Origin of the sequence: Spongiimicrobium sp. 3-5 (genome assembly GCF_046557915.1) — a bacterium.
Lineage (GTDB): Bacteria > Bacteroidota > Bacteroidia > Flavobacteriales > Flavobacteriaceae > JBHEBG01.
Map to the genome: position 1 here is coordinate 77660 of NZ_JBHEBG010000003.1, position 25055 is coordinate 102714.

Consider the following 25055-nt stretch of genomic DNA (forward strand, 5'->3'; position numbering starts at 1 on the left):
GAATACCAAAGATAGCATACTAATAAGGATAAGTTTTTCGTTTCGACTAAGCACCAAAGTCTTTGTTTATAATGAAACTCCTATTTGTATGGTGTTTTTGCTTAATTCCCTTTTTTGGACTGGCCCAAGAAGATGTCATTGCATTGGTAGACACCTATATTTCCGATAAAAAATACCACAAGGCAGAGCGGTTATTACTATCCCATGGTTATCCTGGTACCAGTGATATTCTGCGCGATAAGCTGGGCGAAGTATATAGTTGCCAAGAAAAATGGGAAGAAGCCATAGACATCTACCGAGAATTGGCCAAACAATACCCCGAAAATGCGGAGTATCATTTTAGGTATGGAGGTGTATTGGCCAAGAAAGCCCAGAGTAGTAGTAAGTTTACCGCATTTACTTTATTAGGAAGATTAAAAGAAGGATTTCTATCTGCCGCCGCTTTGGATGCCGAGCACGTAGGCGCCAGATGGGCACTTGTAGATTTGTATGTATCGCTACCCGGAATTGTTGGAGGTAGTATTAGTAAGGCTCAAAAATATGCCGAAGAACTTAAGGCAATATCGCCCTTGGACGGCTATTTGGCATTGGGTTATGTGTTCGAATACGATGAGCGACCCCAAAAGGCCAAACAATACTATTTAAAGGCCTTGGGCTATATCGATAATTTGGAAAAAGTGGAGCGTAATCAATTAAATTATCAAATTGGAAAGGTATGTGGGGATTACAACTTAAAACTGGATGACGGTATAGCACATATGAAGCAGTATATTGCCGATTTTACTGTTAAAGATGGTGTGCCATTAGATTGGGCCTATTATAGGTTGGCCAAACTGTACCGGAACAAAGGTGATAAAAAATTGGCGGTGCTATGGATTACAAAAGCATTGGAAAAGAGACCCAATTTTGCACCTGCATTAAAAGAGCAAGAGAAAATCAATGCCCTATAATTTATAACGATTTTAATAACCCGCCATCAATGGGAATGTTTGTGCCCGTGATAAATGAAGCTTGTTCGGAAGCCAGAAACGCCACCAAATAACCGTACTCTTCCGGATTGCCAATTCTCTTTAATGGTACCCTAGATGCCATCTCCTCCCGAACCTCGGAAACTGGTATTCCAAACTGCTTGGCCTTGGAAGCATTTAATTGAGCCACGCGTTCCGTATCAAAGTAGCCTGTTAGGATATTGTTTACCGTAATGCGGTGCTGACCCACTTCCCCGGCCAAGGTCTTTCCCCAAGTAACAACCGCCGCCCGTATGCTGTTAGATAAGGTTAAGTAAGACAAAGGTTCTTTTACAGAAACGGAGGCCACATTAATAATACGCCCCCAATGCTGGTCTTGCATTCCTTTAAGGGCCAATTCCGTAGTGAACACAACGGTTTTAAACAACAGATCAAAAGCTTCTTGATAGTGGGTCACTTTCTTTTCCAAAACACCTCCCGAAGGTGGCCCCTGCGTATTATTGACAAGAATATCAACTTTGTTATTTTCAAAGTATTGCGTTACACTCTTTTTGTACTTCTCAAAGTCGTTGAAGTCTACTAAAATGTAATTATGTGCCTGTTCCTCGGAAAAGGGTAAGTCCTTTATAACGTTTTTTAATTTCTCCTCGTTTCTGGCCATCAACGTTACACTGGCCCCGCTTTTTGCCAATTGTATGGCAATTGCCCTGCCTATGCCTCCACTACTAGCACCTATCAAAGCCTTTTTTCCTTTTAGGGAGATATTCATATCAATTAAATTTTTAAAAACGCAAAGCTTACATGTAATCCTCTCTCGCAGGGCTAAAGACATCCATCAATCTGCATGCCGTTAGTGCTTTACCGCCATGAGGAACGTTAGCTGGTATCACGGCTATGTCCCCGGCTTCATAGGTATTGGTAATCCCATCCACCGTAAATTCAAAACTTCCCTCCAATACTTGCATCACTTGTTCGTTCATATGCGAATGTTCTGGAACCACGGACCCCTCTTTAACATCCCAATAAGCTAGGGTCATATGCTGGGTGTGAAAGAATTTACCGAAATAACCAGGCATAATTTCCCTTGCCGGAATGTTAGATAGGTCGATGTTCATTTACCTTTGATTTAAACACGAAGATAAAAATATTAATGCGTTAAATGAAGATGTTTGTAGTAGAAGTGGCAATCGCTATCTTTACCCAATAATTACCGTATTTTATGCAAATCCATTTTATTGCGATAGGAGGTAGTGCCATGCATAATTTGGCATTGGCCCTTCACCATAAGGGCTATATCGTTTCTGGCAGCGATGATGTTATTTTTGAACCGTCCAAAAGTAGGTTGTTGGAAAAAGGACTACTTCCGGAAGTATTTGGTTGGTATCCGGAGAAAATCCACAAAGACCTCGATGCCGTTATTTTGGGCATGCATGCCAAACCAGATAACCCAGAACTGAAACAAGCGCAAGCATTGGGACTTAAGATTTATTCCTATCCGGAGTTTTTGTACGAACAGTCTAAAAATAAGACCAGGGTAGTTATTGGGGGTAGTCACGGGAAGACCACAATAACTTCTATGATTCTACATGTTCTCAACTACCATGATCGAAAAGTGGATTATATGGTCGGTGCACAACTAGAGGGTTTTGACCGTATGGTTCATTTAACCGAGGAGAATGATTTTATTGTTCTGGAAGGGGACGAATACCTGTCGTCTCCTATTGATAGACGCCCTAAATTTCATCTTTACAAACCCAATATTGCCTTGTTGAGCGGCATTGCATGGGATCATATAAACGTTTTTCCTACCTATGAAAATTATGTGGAACAGTTTCAAATTTTTGTAGACAGTATAGTAAAAGGCGGAAGCATTAGCTATAACGAAGAGGACTTGGAAGTAAAACGTGTTGTGGAAGCTTCTGCCAATACTATTCGAAAGTTACCTTACCAAACTCCTGTGTATTCTGTGGATGATGGAACCACCTTGTTGGAGACTCAAGAGGGCCCAATGCCCCTTGAAGTTTTTGGAAGACATAATCTGAACAATTTGGCCGGGGCAAAATGGATATGTCAAAATATGGGTGTTGATGAAGACGATTTCTATGAGGCAATTGCCACTTTCTCAGGAGCGTCCAAGCGCTTAGAGAAGATAGCGGAAAATACCGTTAGTGTGGCTTATAAGGACTTTGCGCATTCTCCTAGCAAGGTGGCGGCCACCACAAGGGCCGTAAAGGAGCAATACCCACAGCGAAAACTTGTGGCTTGCCTAGAATTGCACACTTATAGCAGTCTTAATGCCGAATTCTTGAAGGAATACAAAAATTCATTAGACCGCGCCGATCTACCCATTGTCTTTTATTCTCCGGAAGCTGTAAAAATTAAGCGTTTAGAAGAAGTTACCGAAACACAGATTGCAGAGGCCTTTGGAAGGAAAGACCTTATGATCTTTACCAATGTAAAAGCTTTTAAAACCTTTCTTTTTGAACAATCTTTTGAAAACTCGGTACTTCTTTTGATGAGTTCTGGAAACTATGGCGGGTTGGATTTTAATACCATAAAAGGACTTTTGGAAAACTGATGCTTAAAGGTCTACCTGTAAGTCTGTCAGGAATAAGTTGATTGGAACGAATTTTGAATCCATAAAGGCATGCGAAGCCCAAGACAACCAAATTATTTTAAATCCTTGATGGAAATCTGTCGGCGCAAAACCTCTATGGTATTAATTGCCTTTATGTTGGGGGTTTCCAATATTATTTTGGAAGAAACCAGGATGGTCAATGATACCCGGGAACATATAGAACAGCAAGAGGTGTCGCCCGAAGAAGGGGATTTAGACTCCAATACAACCTATACGGATTTCTGAGCATTTTCATGATGCTCAAAAATGGCTTCAATAAAGGCGCTTACATCTTTCATCTGGCTCCGAATTAGTTCTTGCTTGGCGAGCTCCCTATCTTTTTTAAGTTTATCCTGAGAGAATTTAAATTTCCCTTCCCACCCGGTAATTTCAATTTCAAAACCAATTATATAATCGATTAGACTTTCCATCCTTGGATCGTCTTGTTGAAGCACATGCTTAGGGTTTTCGCCCTCCAAAAAAGAAGTCATGCGGACCATGGTACTTTTAACCGCTTCTTTATCTGTGAGTAGTTTAATCTTGCCTTTGATGTGGGCAAAAATGTAGTTCCATGTTGGGAGTTGTTTTGTGGTATAAATCGAAGGTGAGATATAACAATCTGGCCCGTAAAAGACAGCTGTTACCAAGGCATCGGGTGTTAGGGTCCCTACTTGGGGGTTAAAACGATCTATATGGGCCACAAGTTTTCCGTATTTACTACCATCTTCTTCATATACAATAGGAATGTGGGTAATAAGCGGTTCCCCGTCCTTAACGGTAACCAAGGTCCCAAAGGGAAAGTTTTTCACCACTTCAAGAACGTTCTCAAAATTCCGTTCCTGATGGTGTTGGGGTGGATATTTAATCTTCATTGAAAAAGAATTTTACTAAACTCCAAATTGTCTTAAATGATGATCTAAATGTTTGTATTGCATTTGGCCCCACTGCTCGTGAGTGAAATTCCCGAAAGCGGGGTGGGGGTCCCACGATTTTCGTTCCCTTAGGTCGTGGAAACTATTTATGAGCATCCTTAATTGGGTTATCTCTTCATTGAAATCTTTTTCGGTCTCCACTTTAAACTGGGCAGGCGTAGGTAGGTTTGGTTTCCAAATTTTGTCATTGTACATACTGGCCTTAAACCCCTTCATAAGCAGCTTCATGATTGGATTTGGTTTTTTTAAGGATTTCTTTCCCAGAGCCAGCTCTAAAGGGTACTTGCAATGACAACACATCTGGGCAACGCCCATCTTACCCCAATTTGCCTGGGAGTTTTCCGTTAACATATCAATTCGTTCCAAAACCTCTTGGTAGCACGTCTTTTCAAAAATCGACTTCATATTCGTTTAATTTACGGTTGAAATTTACAACAAAATTATTTAGTTCGTTATCTTTAGCGCATGCAAGAAAAGCTTTCTTCGTTTTCAATAAAACACTGGTCGGATGATGACAGGCCAAGAGAAAAATTGGTACAGAAAGGTCAGGCCTCATTATCGGACGCAGAATTGATCGCCATCCTTATTGGTTCGGGAAACAAGACCGATAGTGCAGTAGAGCTCTCCAAAAAGATACTGGCTTCCGTAAACAATAACCTAACAGAACTTGGTAAACTGTCCATTGCGCAATTAATGCAATTTAAGGGTATTGGCGAGGCTAAGGCGGTCTCTATAGCTGCGGCTTTGGAGATAGGAAGAAGGAGAAGAGGTGAGGTTGGGGGCAAAATAACTAAGATCAATGGCAGTAAAGATGTATTTGAACTCCTACATCCCATTTTAGGGGAATTGCCGCACGAGGAGTTTTGGATCATCTATCTAAATAATTCCAACAAGGTCGTTCATGCCACACAACAGAGCAAAGGAGGTATAACAGGTACTTTGGTAGACGTTAGGTTGGTGCTTAAGCGTGCCTTGGAACTCGGCGCGGTCTCTCTGGTACTAGCTCACAATCATCCTTCGGGTACGCTGAGGCCAAGTACTGCCGACAAGCAAATTACGGCGAAGTTGAAAACTGCGTCCCAAGCATTGGACATACAAGTTTTAGATCATGTAATAATCACTGAAAAAGGCTATTTTAGTTTTGCCGATGAAAATATGCTTTGATCTTTTTATTGAGAATTAGGACTTTAAGAAATTTATGTTACTGATCTATACCCATAAAATTACACCACGCTTCACATACATAATGAAGCACATATTTACCGGTATTTTAGGGGTAGAAGCCGTTTTTACGACTAAAATTGAAGATTTCATTAAACATACCGGTCCTAAGATCACCTATACCAAACAACCCCTACAAAACGAGTTTTTTATAAGAAGCAACGATTTGTTGTTTGAACAAGGAATCAATGACTTTGAAGTACGGATTATGGATTGGGAAGGGGTGCCATGCTTTTTTGAGACAGGGGATCGCAGTACGGTTCCCTATGACCTGTTTTCGGCCAGTTTTTATTTATTGAGTAGGTACGAGGAGTATTTGCCCCACGTAAAGGACATACATGGAAGGTTTCCCCCATCGGAAAGCGTTTCTTTTAAAAACGGATTTCTACAGATGCCGGTTGTAGATATCTGGGCCTTTAAATTATTGAAAAAACTCAAAGAACGATTTCCCGATATTGATGTAAAAGAAAGAAAATACAAATATAATTCCATTATTGACGTAACGTCCTCACATTGTTTTGCATGTAGGGGGTTTGCTCGGAGTTTTGCAGGGTTTCTGTTAGATTTGGGCAACTTTAGGTTAAGACGTGTGGCCGCCCGCTTTCTAGTTTGGCTAAATCTTAGAAAGGACCCCTATGACAACTATTTGGAGTTGATCGATATACACAAGAACTATACTATTCGCAGTATGTTCTTTTTTCAATTTGCCGAATACTCTACCTATGATAAAAATATATCGCCCAACAATAACAGATTTAAATATTTAATCAAATCCATATCGGATTATAGTATCGTTTCCCTTGCTGCCTCCTACAGTTCAGCCAATAATATAGATGTACTGGCGGATGAGAAAAAACGCCTGGCCAATGTAATCAACAGGCCTGTGCGTTATTCCCGTTTACGATACAATAGGGTAGACGTGCCGGAAACTTACAGAAATCTGGTAGATGCCGAATTCACCGATGACTATACCATGGGATATACCCATGAAATTGGATTTAGGGCGGGTACTTGTACCCCTTTTTATTTTTACGATATTTCTTTGGAAATACAACAACCAATCAAAATACATCCTTTTGCCGTACATGACTATGCTTTGGTAAAATATAAGGATCAACAAACAATTTTGGCCAATGTGGAGCGCTTGTATAGCCAGGTAAAGGAAGTACAGGGCAATTTTGTTACCATTTTCTCCAACGAACTTCTGGGTGAGGAACATGCTGTTAACTGGCTTAATCTTTACAGCAACGTTATAAAAAATTACCATGTATAGTCACCTTGTTACAGACGTTTTCTTTGACTTGGACCATACCTTATGGGATTTTGATAAAAATTCTTCCCTTACCTTCCAAAAAATATTGCTTCAGAATAATGTTGAGGTAGATATAGAGGACTTTTTAGATATTTATGTGCCGCTAAACCTAAGGTTTTGGAAATTGTATAGAGAGGAAAAGATTAGCAAGCAAGATTTAAGGTATCAACGTTTAAAAAAAACATTTGTAGCTCTTAAATATACCGTGTCCGATGCCATGATCGATTTACTGGCAGAGCAATACATTGCCAATCTGTCCACATTTAACCATTTACTGCCCAATGCATTGGAGACCTTGGATTATCTAAAACCCAATTACAATTTGCACATAATTACGAATGGTTTTCAGGAAATTCAGGAAAAAAAGATGAAAAATGCCAAAATTCATGGTTATTTCGATCAAATAATCGATTCTGAAATGGCAGGTGTAAAGAAACCCAATCCTATCATTTTTAAACTTGCCCTAAAAAGAGCTGCTGTAGAAGCACAAAGATCTATGATGATCGGGGACAATATAGAGGCAGATATTCTTGGGGCCATGGCCGTTGGTTTCCATTCCATTCATTTTAATGCACACAACGATCCAAAGCACGATCATTGCAAAATTATCCATGATCTTAGTGAAATAAAAAGTTTTTTATAGAGTTATCATAGTACGGAAACACTGTTTATTTCTTTATTGTTTAATGGGATACATGGCGTTGAGAACACGGTAACATATGATTAATTATTGTAGACTTCTGATCTTTATACTGGTTGTTTCGGGGATGTTCAATTCTTGTGCCGATGAACAGAATTTTGATCAATTGGATAATTTTACCGCAACTCCTTCTGTGGAGGCAAGTATACTTTATGTGGAGGCGCCAGAACAACTGATCAATGCGGTACCTGCAGGAACCAATTTCTATTCGCAAGAGTTTAACTTCGATGCTTTTAGTGAGCAATTTTTTTCGGAAAGGGTTCTGGAAGGAATTATTACGTATGAGATTGAGAACACCACCAGTAAGACCTTGAGCGTAGTTCTCGAGTTTTTGGATGAGAGTGGAGCCGTTTTGGATACCGAACTGTTCGACATAGACCCCACGCCTACTGCCAATTTGGAGCGCCAAATCGCTTATGGACCGGGTGGAAGAAGTATCGATATAATTAAAAACACTTCGAGCATTAGAATCAGTGCTACCAATCTTGCAGATAATACAAGCGTTTCTAACACATCTCCCAACAAAATAATTGTAAGATCTAGTGGGAGGTTTACCATCGAACTCATACGATGAAGTCATCCATCTCTGGTTTTTTGATCGTTCTGGCCGGATGTTTGTCTGTATATGGGCAAAACAAACAACTTTTATATGATTTCAATGAAATACCACAAGGGCTTATGGTAAACCCTGGGATGCAAATGTCCTATCAGTGGTATGCGGGTGTTCCTTTGCTATCCGGAATAGCAGTGCAGGCGGGTACAAGTGGTATTACAGTAAATGATATTTTTGCGGACGATGGAATAGATATAAACCTTAAAATTAGGGAACGAGCAGTTTTTGGTCTCAGCAAAAGGGATGAATTTGGGGCTACCGTTCAGTTAGAAATTCTGAATGGCGGTTTTAGAAGTGGTAATGGCCATGGTGACTTTTATTCCTTTGGTATTTATTTGGAAGAAGATTTGATAACCTATTGGCCGCAAGACTTGGCAATTTTAGGATATGAGGGCAACGCCGATAATCTTGGTAGAAGGTTTAACCTTGGTCATCTTAAAACAAGGGGAGAATTGTTGAGTGTGTTTCACTTTGGTGTTAATAGGCAGGTGAGAAATAACCTTACGCTGGGAGCTAGGGGCAAGATATATTCTAGTATATTCAATTTCAATTCTACTCGTAACAAAGGCCATTTTGTTACCAATGAAGGACAAAACAACCTACTGTCCAACACTTTGGTAGCGGATATGATGTTGCGGACATCCGGGCTTAAGGAAATAGAAGAAATATTGGATGACGATACTGTGGATAGCGGATCGGCCATTGCCTCCCTTTTAAGAAAAAGAGCTTTACTGGGCGGAAACCTTGGACTGGGCTTCGATGTTGGATTTAGCTATAACCTTAATGAGCAAACCATTATTACGGGAAGCCTTTTGGACGTAGGCTTTATTTATCATACAAAAGATATAGAGACAGTAACGCTAAAGGGAGAGGCCACCGTAGAAGGGGTAGAAGTTATTTTCCCAGAAGCCTTGGTAGACCCCAATAGGGATTTCTGGCAAGATTTGGTAGATGAAGTAGAAGGACTTGTACCTTTTGAGACAACAGATAAGAGCTATATATCTTTTAGGCCAACAAAGTTGTACGGATCAATTCGGCACGATTTTGGTAAACCCTTAAATGGAGGAGGTGTTTTGGATTGCGACTGTACGTATAACGGTAAGGGGTCTAAAAGCGTAAATAGGGCAAAGTATACCAATAGTGTAGGAGGCCAAGTATACGTTATAAATAGGCCAAGAGGACCACAGGCTGCACTAACTGCTTTTTATCAACGCCGATTTGGGAACGGATTGGCCGTAAAAGCAGCATACACCGCTGATAAGTTTTCGTTTACCAATATAGGATTGGGGGTAAACGTACAGGCAGGCCCGGTAAATTTTTATTTAATGGCCGACAATCTGCTGGCATATAGGAATATCGCCGATAGCCATTATGCCTCTTTACAGTTTGGATTAAATATTATATCTTGGGGCAGCAAATAAATTAAAGAACAAATTTGAGATGAAGAATTTAGTGTTAGGTCTTTTTTTACTATTAGGATATTGTGGATTGTCACAAGTGCAATTAAGCAATTACAAATATATCATTGTACCTAAAACTTTCGATGGTTTTAAAGAAGAGAATAAGTACCATACCAATTCACTTGTTAAGTTTTTGTTTACCAAAAAAGGATTCAATACAGTATATGAGGATGCACTACCAGAGGATTTGGTCCATGATAGATGTTTGGGCTTGGTGGCAGAACTGGTGGATGATTCTTCCATGTTCACAACAAAAGTGGTCTTGGCGCTCAAAGATTGTAATGCCGTGGTGGTGTTTACCAGCCAGGAGGGAAGGAGTAAATTAAAAGAATATAGGCCATCTTATTCGCAAGCCATAAGGAATGCTTTCAGTTCTTTTGAAACTTTAAATTATAGTTATGTTCCCAAGCAACCCAAAAGCAATGTTCCAATAACGGTAAGTTATAAAAACGATGTAAAAACGTTACCAAAAGAAACGAAACCGGAGCTGGCAGTTAAGACAACAAAAACCAGTACAATGGTAAAACAAGAAGCTACCCCGGAAGAACAAAGGTTTAAAAGTGTAGAGCCCATGCCCTCCTCAATCAAAAAAGAAGTCGTTGAGGCTGTAGCCGAAACACAAGCGCCAAAAGTGGCTGTAACATCGGAACCTGTTAGCGTTAAAGCTGCTTCGGATATTCTCTACGCCCAAGAACTACCCAATGGTTATCAGCTGGTGGATAGCACACCAAAAATTAGGTTTAAGATTTTTAAAAGCTCCCTGCCTGATTATTACCTTGCCGAAACTGAAGATAAAAAGGGGGTGGTCTATAAAAAAGATGGCAAGTGGTTGTTTGAATATTATGTAAATGACAATCTAACGATAGAAGAGCTTAACATTAAGTTTTAGAGCTCATATTTATCCTTCCACCTATTTTTTAAAAAATCCTTGAGGGCATTTTCCCTTTGATTGTTTCCGGGAGAGTAAAAAGAATTTCCCGATAAGTCATCTGGCAGAAATTCGGTAGCGATAAAATTGTTCTGAAAATCGTGGGCATATTTGTAATCGTCACCATAACCTAGATCTTTCATCAATTTTGTGGGCGCATTGCGCAATGGTAATGGGACAGCCAGGTCACCGGTTTCCCGTACGGCTTGTTGCGCTCTTTTAATGGCGATATAACTGGCATTACTTTTAGCCGAGGTTGCCAAATAAATTGCACACTGGCTCAATATAATTCGGGCTTCGGGATAGCCAATGGTAGTAACTGCCTGAAAGGTATTGTTGGCCACAACTAAAGCCGTGGGGTTTGCGAGTCCTATGTCCTCAGATGCAGAAATGAGCATACGTCTGGCGATAAATTTTACATCTTCCCCTCCTTCTATCATTCTGGCCAACCAGTATACGGCTGCATTAGGGTCACTGCCCCGTATAGACTTTATAAAGGCCGAGATGATATCGTAGTGCTGCTCTCCGGTTTTATCATATAAAACGGTATTCTTTTGTACCTTACCTAATACCAGTTCATCTGTAATTGTGATTTTGTCACTTTTTTCGGCCGATACTATCAACTCAAAAATGTTCAATAATTTTCTACCGTCACCGCCAGAAAGACGTAGCAGTGCTTCCGTCTCCTTTAAATTTATTTTCTTGGTTTTTAACAAAGCATCTTGTTTCATGGCCCGTTCTAAAAGATCTTCCAGATCCTTTTTTCCAAAAGGGTTTAGAATGTATACTTGGCATCTAGACAATAGCGCCGGGATTACCTCAAAGCTTGGATTTTCCGTAGTGGCTCCAACGAGGGTTACCCACCCTTTTTCCACTGCGCCCAACAGGGAATCTTGTTGCGACTTGCTAAAACGATGAATTTCGTCAATAAAGAGAATAGGGTTCTTGGAAGTGAATAACCCGCCGCTCTGCTTGGCCTTTTCAATGATTTCCCTAACATCCTTAACACCACTGCTAATGGCGCTCAATGTGTAGAAAGGCCTACCACTTTCGTTGGCAATAATATTGGCCAAAGTGGTTTTGCCGGTCCCAGGAGGCCCCCATAATATCAAAGAGGGAATAATACCCTTTTTGATTTGATATGTTAAAGATCCCTGTTCACCTACCAAATGATGCTGACTAACATAGTCTTCCAAGGTTTTAGGGCGCACTCTCTCTGCAAGCGGTTCGTTCATACCATAAAAGTAAGATAATTATCCAGATGACAATTTATCAGGTTTTGGATTTCTGGCCAATATATTGAAGTAAAAAATGTAAATTCAAGGTATGTCAGAAAGTAGTTATTTCAGGTTTTCCGATAAGGTTGTTCTAATGCCTTTTCTAACCGTGTTGTTAATATGGGTTGTTTTTTGGGCAGAAATACGCTTTCACATCAATTTAAACGAATATGGCGTATACCCACGCACCCTTGAAGGGCTAAGAGGCGTATTACTTAGTCCATTCATTCATGGATCCGTGGAACACTTGTATAACAATACTATTCCCATAGCCGTTCTTATGGCTTCCTTATTTTATTTCTATAGAAAAATTGCAGTTAAGGTATTATTATGGGGTGTATTGCTCTCGGGGTTACTTACTTGGTGTATTGGCAGACCTTCTTACCATATAGGTGCAAGTGGCCTCATCTATGTTTTGGCTAGTTTTATTTTCTTTAAGGGCATTTTTACGAAACACTATAGGTTAACGGCACTATCATTTTTTGTTGTTTTTATATATGGGGGATTACTATGGTATATTTTCCCGGTACTTGGCAATATTTCGTGGGAAGGACACCTATCTGGTTTTATAACAGGTTTGCTATTGGCAATATTTTTGAAAGTACAGATGCCGTCCACAAAAAAGTATGCATGGGAGCGGGAAGATTATAAAGAGGAAGAGGACGAATTCTTAAAACATTTTGATGAGCAGGGTAATTTCATTGAAAGTCAGGAGCAAGAGCCACCACCAGATGATCCTGGCTTAACTATCCGGTACCATTATAAGAAGAATAAGGACAACCAAAGCGACTAATCTTCCTGTCTTTGTCGTACTGCTTCATAAAGGAAAACACCACATGCCACGGATACGTTTAAAGAGTCTATTTCACCCAAGAGAGGTAGCTTGGCCAATTTATCGGAAGCCTTTAGGATGGACGGGGAAATACCTTTATCCTCGGCGCCCATAACAATCGCGGAACCTTGTTTAAAGGAAACATCATAAACCATGTCTGTAGTCTTTTCGGTAGCCGCAACTACATTTATTCCGGAAGCTTGTAAATAAAAAACAGCGTCCTTAAGATGATCTACTTTTGCAATTGGAACTTTAAAAGCTGCTCCTGCAGAGGTTTTTATAGTATCTGCAGTTACCGGAGCGGCACCTTTTTTTTGAATAATTATAGCATCTACACCAGTACATTCAGCGGTTCTTATTATGGCTCCAAAGTTCCTTACATCGGACAATTGATCTAATAATAGAAACAAAGGTTTCTTTTTTTTCGCAACTATTTCCTCAATCAACTCTTCAAAATCAGGAAAGGTAATAGGGGAGATGTTCGCAATTACCCCTTGGTGGTTATTTTTGGTAAGTCTGTTGAGCTTTTCAACCGGTACGTAAGAAGAGCTGATCCCCAATTTACGAATCAATGCCTCTAGCTCCTTGGACAGACTTCCTTGTAACCCTTTTTGAATAAAGACCTTGTCTATAGGTTCATTGGCGTTGATGGCCTCGATTACCGCTCTGATACCATAAATTTGGCTGGTATTTTTCATGGGGTAAAGGTATACAAAACAAAAAGGATTTGCACTAGTTTAGCGAGGGAGATGATTTAGAGGATTTTCTTTTAGTTAGAAAGGGTATGAACGCCTAGATTACCATTATTCGCAGTATTTATTAAGAATGGTTTGCGATCGATCTCAACAATGCTAAGCGATTTTACATTTCCATAAAAACTAAGCCCCGATGAGGTATAGTCCATTTTATAATAATCGCCCTTGCCATTGGAAATAAGGACTAACCCTGAAAAAGCATCCAATCTTGGCGTTTCTACCTCGGTCTCATATATATTACCACCTATAATGGCATCTTCAAAGCCATCATGGTTGATGTCCATAAAAACGGCATCCATTATTGGGAAAATTTGCGCTTCTATAGGGAGGAGTCGTTTTTCGAAGGTTCCATTTCCTTTATTCACCAAAATCATGGAGTTAAATTCGGTAACTTCATTTTCGTAGGAAACATTTAACTTTTCGCCATAGATTTCAGATAAACTGGCGTTGGCAAAATCATTATAAGTAGGAAATTTGCCTTGGATAAATGGCATTTGTTGAGAAGAACATTCCCTACCCCTTACGGGTACATATTCGCCATTATATTTTTTGCTCAGAACAATGTCATTAGTGCCGTTATCATCAAAGTCATTGGCAAATATCTTGAACGGCTTTTTCTTGCTGGCTTTAAATTTTAAATTAAGGCCAACATTGCCCACTAGGTAATCTTTTAGCCCATCATTGTTTATATCTGTTTCATTAACGGAAAACCACCAGCCCTTTTCCTGATTTATTTGGTTTTCGTTGGCAACTCTTCTAAATATTCCGTTACGGTTTTCAAAAAAGCCTACCGGTGTCCATTCTCCAACAGCAATAAAATCTTGCCACCCATCATTATTGAAATCCGTACTGATTATCTTATTTACAATGCCAAAATCAATTAATTCGGGAGCTTTTTCCGAGGTTACATCCTTTAAGACCCCATTATCATTTTCATAGATCACCGAGGGACTAAATCTGGGATATTTCTTCGGGATTATCCTATTACCTACTATGATGTCATTGTCACCGTCTTTATCAAAATCCAAAGCAACTACCGTTTTCCCACTTTTTGGGTTTTTGTTCAAGATATTACTAGACAATTTTGAAAACTGGCCCTTTCCATCGTTTATATAGACTCTGTCTGCATAAAAAGAGGAGTTTTCTTCAAATTCATTACCCCCACTGACTACGTATAAATCCAAATCCCCATCTTGATCTAGATCAAAAAAAGTAGATTCCATGTCTTCATAACCGCTATCTTGCTCCAAGACATTCACAGATATTTTCTGAAAACCATTTGCGACCTGTACATAAAGGGCCCCCGCTTGTCCGGATGCTCCTCCAATATGGACATCATCCTTTCCATCACCATTAATATCTCCTTTGGAAATAAACGGCCCCATAGATGATTGTTTATACGGTAGCAATATTTCGGTCTCAAAATCATCATAAAAATTTTCCTTGTGCGTAAAACCAAGTCCTAGATTTTTTTGGTCCAATTTTTTAAAAAGCAGTTTCTTTTTGGGTTTTGACGCATACTTTTCTGCATTTTTCTCTTCAAATTCAATCGTTGTATTAGCAGCTACTTTGTATTTTTCTTCCACTTTACCGTTTAGCCATGTAACGGCAACAGTATCTATAACAGTTTCTTTTCCTAGGCCAAAATGGGCGGTATTGTCATGAGAAGACATGTAGCCCCTTACCCTTTTGCTTTCTACAAACTGCGATTTACCATTATAGGCAATCCTAACCTTCGCAAATGGTTCGGAGTTGTTTCCCAAGGTTTTTACCTTAAGAAAATTTCCAAGCTTTTTATCGGAAGTAAGGTTTTGGTATAAGAAGGCATTCTCATCTATATTATTGACCACCAGATCCAAATCCCCATCGTTATCCAAATCTGCGGTAGCCGCGCCATTGCTAAAGGAGAAATCTGCCAACCCCCATTCTTGGGCAACATTCTTAAAATTTAGGTCTTGTCCGTTCTGGTAAAGAATATTGGGAAGTTTCTCTGAAGGCATACTTTCATATAGGTTTCTTTTAACCTCCAAGGGAACGTTGCCCCTATATTTTCTTTTGGCCTCAATGACCTTCATTTGTAGATCGTTATCCAAAGCATATCTTCGGTAACCATTGGTAATGTATACGTCTTTGTCTTCATCATGATCAAAATCTGACATAAGAACAGACCAACTCCAATCCGTATTTGCCATCTGGGTAAGCTGTTCTATATTATTGAACTTGTTATTCCCCATATTCAGTTGGAGGGAATTGTACATGTATTGATAATGAAAATTGGCCTTGTTCACCAAATAATCAAATCTACTGGTACTCATGGAGGCCATTAGGGTTTTAGATCTAACATGATCATTGGATGCCATATCCAACACAAAGATATCTTGTAGTCCATCGTTGTTGATATCGGCAATATCCAACCCCATTCCGTAGTAGGAGATATGATTGGTATATTCTTTTACCTTATCGGTGAAAGTACCGTTTCCGTTATTAATGAAAAGTGCGTCGGGAATGTAGTAATCACTTGCTAAATAGATGTCTAACCAACCATCGCTGTTTATGTCACTAATAGATAGGCCTAGTCCAAACAAGGGTCTAAGGAGTCCTGCTTCGGCCGTTATATTAACAAATTTACCGTTATCATTTCTGTATAAGTGAGCACTGTTAAACTTTTGTTCTTCCGGATTTTCTTTAAGAATCCTATAGAGATTCACTGGATCTACCCCATACAGTTCGTTTTCGTTCATAACGATGCAATCCAAGTCGCCATCATTATCGAGATCAAAAAATGCGGATTGGGTGCTGATTCCCATGTCTGCCAGGCCATATTCTTGGGCTTTTTCCAAAAAGGTGCCATCCTTTTGATTTATGAACAACAAATTTTTACGTTGATCCCGGATTTTTGGCCCGCCTTGGGAGACATAGATATCTTTCCAACCGTCATTGTTAATGTCTACGAAGGTAACCCCGGTAGACCATCCGTTATCACCCTTTATTTTGGAGCTTTCCGTAATATCCTTAAACTTAAGATTTCCTTCGTTTAAAAACAGTCTGTTTTGCACTTGGTTGCCACAGAAAAAAACATCAAAAAGACCGTCGTTGTTTAAGTCCTCTACACCTACACCAGCTCCGTTGTAGAAGTAATCATAGTCGAATAGGTTTTCTTTGGTAGCTACATCGTGCACCAAGGTATTGGAAAAATTAATACCGCTCCAAGAAGGTTCTACTTTTTTAAAAACCGCAGAGCTAGAGCCTATTGCGTCACCATCATCTTTTTCAGGGGTATTGTTCTCCTTGTCTGCGCATCCAATTACAAGGAAAGCTAGTATTGTTCTTAAAATTCTTGTGTTCATTAAACAATAGTCTATTTTATACCAAACCCCTAACAGTACTGCTAGGAAAAGATCAATTTGTTAGTGCAAGTACTTCCGGAGCGTTTTTGTCATAATTATATCCCCTCCAAAAGAAGCCGACCCCTGTAAATCGCCAAACAACCTCTCCGTCAGAGGTAACTTCCCAAAAACCTCCACCAGGATCACCGGTACCTTGGGTAATTAAGGTGTTTCCATTCTTTAGTCTTACGGCTCCGGAAACTTTTGGGGAATATAGTTCCTCATTAGTAAATGACCAAACAATTTCAGGTTCGTTATTTGTGTTGGGTTGAAGATCGAAGGTAGTGGGCATTTTAAGCTCATAAACTGCAGACTGGTCCGTATCGTTCATTCGATTCACAAAAATCAATATGTTTCCGGCACCCGAGACAGATCCTTTTAGCAGATTGGGGAAGTGGTTGTTGAAAAATAGGCGTTCACCCATGTTATTGTCATATGCCGAAGGGTTGCCAAAACGATAAAGTAAATCACCTCCTTTACCAAAGTTGCCTCCACTACTGGTTTTAGCCTCTTCTGTGGTAGTACTATGGTCAATTACCCATACTTCACTGAAGAAGTTAACACTGAGGTAAATAATATCGTTGATTTCATCATAAGAAAAGCCATTGGCATGCATAATGTCTCCATCATCAATATCTACATGGTTTAGGTCTATCAATTGTGGATTATCTGCAACTACCCCAAAATTCTCTTTGGTATTGTCATGATCTTGTATCAAATGATCCCAGGCATGCCATTCCCATTCAATTTCGTCCGTAGTAGGATTTATTTCTATAATGGCTTCGGGGAACACATCAATGGTTAAATTAGACCCGGCATTTTCTGCTTCTTCCACGGTCTTTCTTTCCCATACCAGGGCTAGTACATTGCCATTGGGTAATAGTTCCACGTCGTGATGAATGATATAGTCCTCTGAGGAATAGAAAAAATCCCAGTCTAGAGTGTTATCCGGATTTATCAACTGTACGACACCTCCTAGTCCACCAAACGGGATTGCGGGGTCTTCTACTTTAAGGCTGGCCAACAGTTTGCCATCAGGTAGTAAAAGCATGTCGTTTCCCGGGGCACCTTTTAATTTCCATTCATGGGTAATATTGGCATTTCTATCCATCAGATAGGCCCTTTTGTTACCAGGGTCATTGACTAGGATAAGTCCGTCCTCTGTAAGGCTTTCATTAAAGAATTCCACAGTACCCGGCGGTTCTGCTTCTATTGGGGGTTCTTCTTCCTCTTCTTCCTCTTCTTCCATTTCAATTTCAGTGGCGTCTTCATCTGGAAGGGGGGACTCATCATCCGAACATGAAATAAACAAAGAAACAAGTACGAGCGAAACGCAAAGTAACCTAAACGTTTTGTGTATCATAGTAATTTTTTTTTTTGGTATTCGAGGTAGTTGAATTGTTACGATTAGTAAACAAATCAGTTACAAAGAATTATATAAAATTAATCTATATAGACCATTATCCTTAACGGATTGTGTTAAAATATAAAGTAAAAAAGGGCTATCATAGAGATAGCCCTTTTAAAAAATTATTGTAATAGAATCACTCTATTTATTTACTCACAAACAAGTATTGGAATTTCTCCCGGAGCCGGATTGGGGCCATCACTTGCCGCAGATTTTCCGTTTGGATCTAAAATGTTGTAACTATGCTCATTTTCGTAATTACCAGGAACATATGTAAATACTAAACTAGTAGTTCCTTCCGGTACGTTAACAGCAACTACAACTTCTGAACCAGCTTCCAAGGTATAGTCAGTGCCAACACCGTCTATCTCAACAGTTATGAAAGCACCATCCCATCCGTCACCAAAACTATCAACAATTTTAATGGAATAGTCACCAGGGAACGGAGCATCCAAGTTCAACTGAACACATTCGGATACGATTAACGCCACATAGTACTCAGTGTCGTTCTCATCAGTAGTTACAATTCTACCATCCGCGGTAACAATCTCATAACGCAATTGCACTTCATCGTTAACTCCAAGATCATCGAATGTTAGGTTGTCACCGTACAATTCTTCTTGAGTATATACCAAGTTCAAGATTCTGGCACCTTCTTCCAAGGTAAGGGCAGAAATATCATAGGTGTCAAACAAGGCCTCTGGCTCCGATACGTTTATGTCATCAACAATACTTCGGTCAACAAAGGCTCTGTATACATTTAACGTTTGCATAAGGGCACCATCTGCACCATCGTTGATACTTAGATTAACCTCATAATCGTCCAAGGCAGCAGTTAATGAGATCTCGTTGGCGTTTACATTTTCAATATCAAACTCTATACCGTCATCCACTAATGTAGTGTATTGATAAGGAGAGCTAAAGAAAGAACCTCCACTTACGTTACCTGTAGCATCAGAAGCTCCAAAAGACCTACCATCCGTAAGGAAAAGTTGTAAATCCAATACAATTTGATCTCCTGGTAAAACTTGTGTTAACGCTACTCCTAGCGCAGTAAGTGCTTCAGCCATAGTATAGGAGAAAGAAGCGTTAGGTAGTCCGGAATCACCAGTTGAGAAATCACTGGCCGCAAGAGTTCTGAATGCCACCGGGGCTACAGATTCTCTGTCGGTCTCACCATCTTCATCTTCAAAATTGTTATCTACAAAACTGATAGAAAGTTCTACACGGTCTAATAAAGCACCCCCTTGATCATCTTGCTCATCTATGTTAAGATCGAAGACTTCCTCGGTTCTAAACATATCAAAATTAGCAGTCTGGGTTATTGTTCTGATGATTGCTCCCCTGGTTACAGTTTCCTGCACGTCAATAGTCAATTTATCATCCTCACTGCACGAGGCTATAAAGACTACCAATCCCAGTAGCAAAAAGATTTTTAGATTTTTCATGAATTTTATTTTTGTTTTCATTGCTTTATCATTAATTGGCTGTAGGACCATTTGCGTTAGTATCCCAGAAAACTGGCACCGTCTGAGTTGCTTTTTGACTAATGCTCGAGTTGGTGTTCACCAAATCAGAAGGATAATACATAGATCTTATAAATTGATCTGGACTGGCCTCTAAATTTGGTTGTAAGGTTCTTGGGTAGTCATTCCTTCTATAGAAGTTGTATGGGTCTACACCGTTACCGAAATGTGCAATAAAATGCTGTTCTGCCAATACATTCCATTTTCCGTCCGTATCGCCATCATCAAAATCGATGGAAACATCGTTGATGTAGGTGGAAACATCTGCTGGCGAAGGCTCAAAAGAAGTGTCCGCTCCGTTTTCTCTTCCAATTAAGAAAGCTTGTACCTTTGCAATGGACTTAGTTACTCCGCTAAGCATTTCCGCTTTGGCACCTGGGATATCTCCACTTACCATAGCTACCTCTGCCTGCATAAAGTCTACACCGTAAGCAGTAAGGAAGGTAGTTATACCAGCACCTCCGGCACCTGTAAGAGGACTAATTTCAGAGAAACTATCATCGTCAAACTGTCCGCCAATAGGATAAGTCCCATATGCAGCTCTTAAGAGTCCATCTGGTGGAATACCATCGGCATCACCGTGATCACGACCCCAATATCCGTTGTTCAACCAACAAAAGGTAAACCCACCATCGATATAGTGCTGTGGAGGACCTTCCAAAGAACAGTTAAGTGTTTGCTCATCCGGTGCAATTTCTGCACCTGGAACTGCTGGAGCTTGTCTGAAGAAATAGTAACGAAGTCTAGGATCATCACTTGTGTCCATCAAATTCATCAACCAGTTAGACATATATTCGTTAGCACCAGAATTCTGGTAGCTAATACCGAATCTTGGATGTCTAGTATCTGGCTGTGTGGCACTTGTTGCAGGCCAATTCCATTGAAAGTCATCAGCGGTGTCTTGAATATAGTTTCCACCTGCCACAATAGCGTTAAAGCTTGCAATAGCATTAGGATCTACCAATCTACGCTGAAGGTAGATTTTCATTTTTAAAGTGTTTGCCGCTCTTACCCATTTTTCATAATCCCCTGCATAGAAGAAATCCAATGCTGGTTCCGTACCGGCAGGAGCATTAAAATTGGCAATTGCTTCGTCTATAAGCACTAGCATAGCGTCATAGATGCTTGCTCCCGGATCTGCAACCGGGTTAAAGATACCTTCATCGGCTTTTAAGGCCTCAGAGTAAGGTACATCTCCAAAGAAATCCACCAAGGTTATCATTAAGTAAGCTTCTATAAATTGTGCAATGGCTACATGATGTATTTGATCTGCTTCCAAGGCCAAGGGAGTCATGGCACGGATATCTGCCAATACCCCTCGGTAAGCGTTGATCCATTCATCATCCATATCACTGTCTTGGTAAACACTGGTATAGTTTCTACCGCTCATGTTTACAATACGCGTCAATTCCATTCCAAGTTCGTTCAAGCCATCACCATCGGTGTTACCACCAGATTGCCAGTTATCATTGAAATCGAAATCCGCATCTCCTTCAAATTCCCTTACGAAATCCTCTTGAATCGAATTCAAGAAGAAATCTACACTTGCCTGATCCGGAGTAAGATCATTAGGGTCAGCCGTAATATCTAGCTCTGTAGTCTCACAAGAAGTGAATGCGAGCATACCTCCAAAGACCGCTAAGGCTACATAATTCCTTATATTTTTCATTATTTTCATAGTTATTAATTCTTAGAAAGTTGCTTTTACACTAAATCCGTATCTTCTGGAGCTAGGTCCGTTTATAAAGTCAAAACCAAAACCGTTACCCACACCTGTACCTGAAGTATTTGGGTCAAAATTAGCTCCCTTAGGAGTATTTATGGCCCTAAAGTATAGGTTGTTACCAGATACTGTAAATACCAGCGATCCAAAAGGTGTTTTGTCCAAAAATTTACTTGGCATTCTATAGCTCAAAGATGCTTCCTGTAATCTTATTAGTGTTGCATCATAAACCTGTAGTTCGCTAGGTCCGTTCAGAACGTTACTAAAGAAGTACGTAGAGTTGTTTATCTGCAGATTGTTAGGAGCTCCGTTTAAATCCACACCAGGAAGAATATAAGTGTTTTCCCTATCTATGGTCTCAACAATTAGACCCCTTCCTAATAGTGTAGAAATCGTAGAAGAGTATACATCACCACCTTGGGTATAATTCCACTGGAATCCTAAGGTAAAGTTTTTGTACCCTATACTATTTCTTAGGTTCATTACCCAGTCTGGGTTGGGGTCACCAATTATACCGTCGTTAGCATCCTGAACGTAGTTACCATCCAATCCAACAACTAATCCGCCGTTATTTGCATCTCTTTGAACACGACCTCCAAAGAAAACACCTAATGGCTCTCCTTCGATTGCTGCGTTACCCAAGTTTCCAAATCCGGAATATACTACTTGATCTGTATCCAAACCTAAGTCGGTTACAGTTGCTTCGTAAGCCGTGAAGTTAACATTGGTATTCCAGTTAAAGCCATCGCTATCGTTGCTTCTAAACCAATCTACTCCCAAATCAATCTCGATACCTTCAGATTCGATCTCCCCAATGTTGGTGGCAACTATTTCAAATCCTGTAGAAGGATCCAAAGGTCTGTCCAATATAAGGTCGTTTGTCTTACGGGTATATACGGAAGCATCTAAAGTAATGCGACTGTCCCACCATCTAGATTCGATACCTACTTCTATCTCCTCCAATGTTTCTGGCTGTAAGTCTGGATTACCCAATCGTTGTGCTGTGGTATTGGATACTGTGTTGGATCCTCCATTTTGGAAATCCTGAGTGTCCAAGATCAAGGTGTTGGCAATAGGATAGGCAGATGATTCAAAGTTAGCCGATACCCCAATACCACCACGTAGCTTTAAGTAGTTCAGTACTTTTTCAGATTTCAATCCATCAAAAGTTTTTGTTGGTATCCAAGATACACTGGCACTAGGATAAAACTGTGATCTGTTTGCAACTGCGAAGTTGGATACCCAGTCATTTCTTCCTGCAAGTGTTAGATATACTTGAGTGTCATAATCAAATTCAGCCTGTGCATAAAGACCAACGATGTTTCTTTCTCTAAAATCTTGAATCTCGTTTTGGTTTAAGAAGTTAAAGTGTCTCAAAACACCAAATACCTGTTGTCCATCACTGGCAACACCGTTTTGGTCGAAAACCTCTCTTCTTGTAGTTCCACCAATGTTAAAAGAACTTCCAATTTTTTCAGTAATATTAAAAGAACCGTTAAGCACCAAGTTGTGATCCCAAATCGTATTGGTGTTGTTCCAAGTCTCATAAACACCACTTTGCTGTCTAATGTCATTACTACCACCAGTACCACCTTTGTTCTGGAAGTTTACATTGTTCTCACTGTAGACATCGATACCAGCCCTATATACAAGGTTAAGATTATCGCTGATATTGTATTGGATAGCCGCGTTACCAAATACACGATTAGTTTCCTGGTTGGACTCTGCGTTGGCAACTGTCCAAAGAGGATGCTGAATATCCGCTGTTTGTCTGTAGTAAACACTACTACCGTCTATAGGGTTTGTAAAGGGAAGGCCTTGGATGTCTATACTACGAGGTGTAAAGAACAAATCTCCAAAAACAGAAGAACCTGTACCCGTAGCACCATCACCCTGACTTAAAGCTACTGGTGGAGATATAAATTTGGTTCTTGCGAAGTTAAGTGTACCGGTTACGGTGAACTTGTTACTTAACTGTGCTCTACCACCAATACCCAAGTTGTTACGTGTAACACTATTGTTAGGTGTAAATCCTTTGTCATTTAAATGACCATAGTTAATGTTGTAGTTGACCTTTCCATCTTCAGACGATCCTCTGGCATTTATAGAGGTATTGGTAATGATACCTGTCTTAAAGAATTTTTCAACACTGTCATAAGGTCTCCAATCGTAACGTACTCCCTGGAACTCTGGGAAAGCTGCCTGTACCCCTGAAGTAGAAGTGGAGTAAGGGTGAGCCAAGGTCGCATTGTCATCGATCAAAGGCTGAGCCGCCCAACCAGATGCTCCCTCTCTTCTAAAGCTTGGTCCCCAGTTACTGAAGAACCATCCAAAAGATTGGTCAAAACCGTTTCCGTACTCATCCTGATAATCTGGAAGTGACGCCAGTTCGTTGATAAAAACCGAAGAAGTCACTGTAATTTCGGTCTTCTTAGGACCGCCTTGTCTGGCAGAACCCCCTTTAGTTGTAATAAGTATAACACCGTTCCTACCTTGAGAACCATATAGTGTGGCTGCAGCAAGACCTTTAAGAACGTTTACACTTTCAATACTGTTGGGATCTAAATCCAAAAACCTACTGGATCCGTTGTTACCGTTAACAAAATCGTTTCGGTCACCTTGTCTACCTTGTGAGTTGGTATCTGTACTAAATGGTACCCCATCAACGATGAAAAGGGCTTGGTTACTAGAACTAAATGTACTAAGACCCCTAATAACTATATTGGTACCGGAACCGGATAAACCACTCTGCTGGGTGATTTGCACCCCGGAAGCCTTTCCTTGAAGTACTCTGGCAACATCACCATCTGGGCGTTGTTCCAAATCTTCCTCACCAACTTCCGTAACGGCATATCCAAGGGCTTGTTTCTCCCTTTTAATACCAAGGGCGGTAACAACTACCTCCTCTAGCGCTTGGGCATCCTCTTGCATTTGCACGTTTATGGTGTTGTCCGCACCTACATTTATTCTGACATCGCGCTGACCGATATAGCTAAAAAGCAGTGTTTGACCTGCACTAGCATTTATCGAATAGTTTCCGTCAAAATCCGTCTGGGTACCCGTAGTGGTACCGTCAACAACAATGTTAACCCCAGGAAGCGGAAGACCATCTTGGTCCGACACCGTACCTGAAATCGTTTTTTCCTGTGCAAAAGATAAATGCACAACAAACGCCAACAATAGCGTTAAGATTCCATTAAGTTTTGTTCTCATTTTTTAATTATTTGAATTAGCTAGCCGCTAAAATCATAATTTCATGTTAATAATCCAAACTAATTTTGATAAAACATTAAGAAAGTGACCAATAATTTAACTTTACAAGCGCCTTTTGTTAAGATTTTAAGGTTGGATTATGTTAAAAAATTTTAAAATCCATTCGCGATTATGCCGTTTTTTA

General features: G+C 40.1%; 21 protein-coding genes. 10 read left to right on the forward strand and 11 right to left on the reverse strand.

Annotated elements, in window-relative coordinates; genetic code table 11:
* The first annotated feature begins 71 nt into the window (after nucleotides 1-71).
* Nucleotides 72-950: a tetratricopeptide repeat protein gene (locus tag ACEQ81_RS11840; protein ID WP_411031111.1), complete on the forward strand. Its 879-nt coding sequence runs from the start codon at nucleotides 72-74 to the stop codon at nucleotides 948-950.
* A 1-nt stretch (nucleotide 951) separates the two neighbouring features.
* On the opposite strand, the gene ACEQ81_RS11845 is transcribed toward ACEQ81_RS11840, so the two are convergent.
* Both ACEQ81_RS11845 and ACEQ81_RS11850 read right to left on the reverse strand, forming a co-directional pair.
* The gene (locus tag ACEQ81_RS11845; protein WP_411031112.1) at nucleotides 952-1737 is read right to left on the reverse strand and encodes an SDR family oxidoreductase; all 786 of its coding nucleotides are present in this window, start codon (nucleotides 1735-1737) and stop codon (nucleotides 952-954) included.
* A gap of 28 nt (nucleotides 1738-1765) precedes the next feature.
* Nucleotides 1766-2083, reverse strand: coding sequence for a cupin domain-containing protein (locus ACEQ81_RS11850; protein ID WP_411031113.1), 318 nt, complete (start codon nucleotides 2081-2083; stop codon nucleotides 1766-1768).
* Nucleotides 2084-2187: 104 nt separating this feature from the next.
* Here ACEQ81_RS11850 and ACEQ81_RS11855 point away from each other — a divergent pair, with 104 nt between their 5' ends.
* On the forward strand, nucleotides 2188-3546 hold the full coding sequence (locus ACEQ81_RS11855) for a UDP-N-acetylmuramate--L-alanine ligase (RefSeq protein ID WP_411031114.1): 1359 nt from the start codon (nucleotides 2188-2190) through the stop codon (nucleotides 3544-3546).
* Nucleotides 3547-3681: 135 nt separating this feature from the next.
* Entirely contained in the window at nucleotides 3682-3831 is a 150-nt protein-coding gene (locus ACEQ81_RS11860) for a hypothetical protein (protein WP_411031115.1), read from the forward strand.
* Here the strand turns inward: ACEQ81_RS11860 and ACEQ81_RS11865 are convergent.
* Together ACEQ81_RS11865 and ACEQ81_RS11870 are read right to left on the reverse strand one after the other, a co-directional pair.
* Nucleotides 3816-4457 (reverse strand): FMN-binding negative transcriptional regulator, encoded by a 642-nt coding sequence (locus ACEQ81_RS11865; protein ID WP_411031116.1) that lies wholly within the window; start codon nucleotides 4455-4457, stop codon nucleotides 3816-3818. The two genes, ACEQ81_RS11860 and ACEQ81_RS11865, sit on opposite strands and share 16 nt — an antisense overlap.
* A 15-nt stretch (nucleotides 4458-4472) precedes the next feature.
* The gene (locus ACEQ81_RS11870) at nucleotides 4473-4922 is read right to left on the reverse strand and encodes a DUF1569 domain-containing protein (protein WP_411031117.1); all 450 of its coding nucleotides are present in this window, start codon (nucleotides 4920-4922) and stop codon (nucleotides 4473-4475) included.
* 60 nt (nucleotides 4923-4982) lie between these two features.
* On the opposite strand from ACEQ81_RS11870, the gene radC reads away from it, so the two are divergent.
* The 6 genes from radC (at nucleotide 4983) to ACEQ81_RS11900 (ending at nucleotide 10712) form a co-directional block, all read left to right on the forward strand.
* A complete protein-coding gene (radC, locus tag ACEQ81_RS11875) occupies nucleotides 4983-5681 on the forward strand; it encodes a RadC family protein (protein WP_411031118.1) in 699 nt (232 codons plus the stop codon).
* Between the two features lie 82 nt (nucleotides 5682-5763).
* The gene (locus ACEQ81_RS11880; protein WP_411031119.1) at nucleotides 5764-7011 is read left to right on the forward strand and encodes a polysaccharide deacetylase family protein; all 1248 of its coding nucleotides are present in this window, start codon (nucleotides 5764-5766) and stop codon (nucleotides 7009-7011) included.
* Nucleotides 7004-7693: a YjjG family noncanonical pyrimidine nucleotidase gene (locus ACEQ81_RS11885; RefSeq protein WP_411031120.1), complete on the forward strand. Its 690-nt coding sequence runs from the start codon at nucleotides 7004-7006 to the stop codon at nucleotides 7691-7693. The genes ACEQ81_RS11880 and ACEQ81_RS11885 overlap by 8 nt, the downstream gene beginning before the upstream one ends.
* Before the next feature lie 76 nt (nucleotides 7694-7769).
* Entirely contained in the window at nucleotides 7770-8324 is a 555-nt protein-coding gene (locus ACEQ81_RS11890) for a hypothetical protein (RefSeq protein WP_411031121.1), read from the forward strand.
* The gene (locus ACEQ81_RS11895; RefSeq protein WP_411031122.1) at nucleotides 8321-9784 is read left to right on the forward strand and encodes a DUF5723 family protein; all 1464 of its coding nucleotides are present in this window, start codon (nucleotides 8321-8323) and stop codon (nucleotides 9782-9784) included. Before ACEQ81_RS11890 ends, ACEQ81_RS11895 begins: the two co-directional genes overlap by 4 nt.
* A gap of 19 nt (nucleotides 9785-9803) precedes the next feature.
* Entirely contained in the window at nucleotides 9804-10712 is a 909-nt protein-coding gene (locus ACEQ81_RS11900) for a hypothetical protein (RefSeq protein ID WP_411031123.1), read from the forward strand.
* On the opposite strand, the gene ACEQ81_RS11905 is transcribed toward ACEQ81_RS11900, so the two are convergent.
* A complete protein-coding gene (locus ACEQ81_RS11905) occupies nucleotides 10709-11986 on the reverse strand; it encodes a replication-associated recombination protein A (RefSeq protein WP_411031124.1) in 1278 nt (425 codons plus the stop codon). The genes ACEQ81_RS11900 and ACEQ81_RS11905 overlap by 4 nt on opposite strands.
* A 91-nt stretch (nucleotides 11987-12077) precedes the next feature.
* Here ACEQ81_RS11905 and ACEQ81_RS11910 point away from each other — a divergent pair, with 91 nt between their 5' ends.
* A complete protein-coding gene (locus ACEQ81_RS11910) occupies nucleotides 12078-12821 on the forward strand; it encodes a rhomboid family intramembrane serine protease (RefSeq protein ID WP_411031125.1) in 744 nt (247 codons plus the stop codon).
* On the opposite strand, the gene rlmB is transcribed toward ACEQ81_RS11910, so the two are convergent.
* The 6 genes from rlmB to ACEQ81_RS11940 all read right to left on the reverse strand — a co-directional run bounded on the left by rlmB (nucleotide 12818) and on the right by ACEQ81_RS11940 (nucleotide 24871).
* Nucleotides 12818-13558, reverse strand: coding sequence for a 23S rRNA (guanosine(2251)-2'-O)-methyltransferase RlmB (gene rlmB, locus ACEQ81_RS11915; RefSeq protein ID WP_411031126.1), 741 nt, complete (start codon nucleotides 13556-13558; stop codon nucleotides 12818-12820). The genes ACEQ81_RS11910 and rlmB overlap by 4 nt on opposite strands.
* 71 nt (nucleotides 13559-13629) lie before the next feature.
* Complete coding sequence (locus ACEQ81_RS11920; RefSeq protein ID WP_411031127.1) at nucleotides 13630-16962, reverse strand: VCBS repeat-containing protein; 3333 nt, start codon at nucleotides 16960-16962, stop codon at nucleotides 13630-13632.
* 52 nt (nucleotides 16963-17014) lie between these two features.
* On the reverse strand, nucleotides 17015-18364 hold the full coding sequence (locus ACEQ81_RS11925) for an aryl-sulfate sulfotransferase (RefSeq protein WP_411031128.1): 1350 nt from the start codon (nucleotides 18362-18364) through the stop codon (nucleotides 17015-17017).
* Between the two features lie 194 nt (nucleotides 18365-18558).
* Nucleotides 18559-19857: a hypothetical protein gene (locus tag ACEQ81_RS11930; RefSeq protein WP_411031129.1), complete on the reverse strand. Its 1299-nt coding sequence runs from the start codon at nucleotides 19855-19857 to the stop codon at nucleotides 18559-18561.
* A gap of 31 nt (nucleotides 19858-19888) precedes the next feature.
* Nucleotides 19889-21604, reverse strand: a complete 1716-nt coding sequence (locus ACEQ81_RS11935) for a SusD/RagB family nutrient-binding outer membrane lipoprotein (RefSeq protein WP_411031130.1) — start codon at nucleotides 21602-21604, stop codon at nucleotides 19889-19891.
* A gap of 21 nt (nucleotides 21605-21625) precedes the next feature.
* Nucleotides 21626-24871, reverse strand: coding sequence for a SusC/RagA family TonB-linked outer membrane protein (locus ACEQ81_RS11940; protein ID WP_411031131.1), 3246 nt, complete (start codon nucleotides 24869-24871; stop codon nucleotides 21626-21628).
* Between the last annotated feature and the right edge of the window lie 184 nt (nucleotides 24872-25055).

Excerpts from the sequence above, each read along its gene's own strand:
- ACEQ81_RS11870 (WP_411031117.1), bottom strand. The coding sequence starts at position 4,922 with ATGAAGTCGATTTTTGAAAAGACGTGCTACCAAGAGGTTTTGGAACGA.
- ACEQ81_RS11910 (WP_411031125.1), top strand. The coding sequence starts at position 12,078 with ATGTCAGAAAGTAGTTATTTCAGGTTTTCCGATAAGGTTGTTCTAATG.
- ACEQ81_RS11920 (WP_411031127.1), bottom strand. The coding sequence starts at position 16,962 with ATGAACACAAGAATTTTAAGAACAATACTAGCTTTCCTTGTAATTGGA.
- ACEQ81_RS11890 (WP_411031121.1), top strand. The coding sequence starts at position 7,770 with ATGATTAATTATTGTAGACTTCTGATCTTTATACTGGTTGTTTCGGGG.
- ACEQ81_RS11935 (WP_411031130.1), bottom strand. The coding sequence starts at position 21,604 with ATGAAAAATATAAGGAATTATGTAGCCTTAGCGGTCTTTGGAGGTATG.
- ACEQ81_RS11900 (WP_411031123.1), top strand. The coding sequence starts at position 9,804 with ATGAAGAATTTAGTGTTAGGTCTTTTTTTACTATTAGGATATTGTGGA.
- rlmB (WP_411031126.1), bottom strand. The coding sequence starts at position 13,558 with ATGAAAAATACCAGCCAAATTTATGGTATCAGAGCGGTAATCGAGGCC.
- ACEQ81_RS11930 (WP_411031129.1), bottom strand. The coding sequence starts at position 19,857 with ATGAAAAATCTAAAAATCTTTTTGCTACTGGGATTGGTAGTCTTTATA.
- ACEQ81_RS11905 (WP_411031124.1), bottom strand. The coding sequence starts at position 11,986 with ATGAACGAACCGCTTGCAGAGAGAGTGCGCCCTAAAACCTTGGAAGAC.
- ACEQ81_RS11940 (WP_411031131.1), bottom strand. The coding sequence starts at position 24,871 with ATGAGAACAAAACTTAATGGAATCTTAACGCTATTGTTGGCGTTTGTT.
- ACEQ81_RS11860 (WP_411031115.1), top strand. The coding sequence starts at position 3,682 with ATGGTATTAATTGCCTTTATGTTGGGGGTTTCCAATATTATTTTGGAA.
- ACEQ81_RS11895 (WP_411031122.1), top strand. The coding sequence starts at position 8,321 with ATGAAGTCATCCATCTCTGGTTTTTTGATCGTTCTGGCCGGATGTTTG.
- ACEQ81_RS11850 (WP_411031113.1), bottom strand. The coding sequence starts at position 2,083 with ATGAACATCGACCTATCTAACATTCCGGCAAGGGAAATTATGCCTGGT.
- ACEQ81_RS11885 (WP_411031120.1), top strand. The coding sequence starts at position 7,004 with ATGTATAGTCACCTTGTTACAGACGTTTTCTTTGACTTGGACCATACC.
- ACEQ81_RS11845 (WP_411031112.1), bottom strand. The coding sequence starts at position 1,737 with ATGAATATCTCCCTAAAAGGAAAAAAGGCTTTGATAGGTGCTAGTAGT.
- ACEQ81_RS11855 (WP_411031114.1), top strand. The coding sequence starts at position 2,188 with ATGCAAATCCATTTTATTGCGATAGGAGGTAGTGCCATGCATAATTTG.
- ACEQ81_RS11865 (WP_411031116.1), bottom strand. The coding sequence starts at position 4,457 with ATGAAGATTAAATATCCACCCCAACACCATCAGGAACGGAATTTTGAG.
- ACEQ81_RS11925 (WP_411031128.1), bottom strand. The coding sequence starts at position 18,364 with ATGATACACAAAACGTTTAGGTTACTTTGCGTTTCGCTCGTACTTGTT.
- radC (WP_411031118.1), top strand. The coding sequence starts at position 4,983 with ATGCAAGAAAAGCTTTCTTCGTTTTCAATAAAACACTGGTCGGATGAT.
- ACEQ81_RS11880 (WP_411031119.1), top strand. The coding sequence starts at position 5,764 with ATGAAGCACATATTTACCGGTATTTTAGGGGTAGAAGCCGTTTTTACG.
- ACEQ81_RS11840 (WP_411031111.1), top strand. The coding sequence starts at position 72 with ATGAAACTCCTATTTGTATGGTGTTTTTGCTTAATTCCCTTTTTTGGA.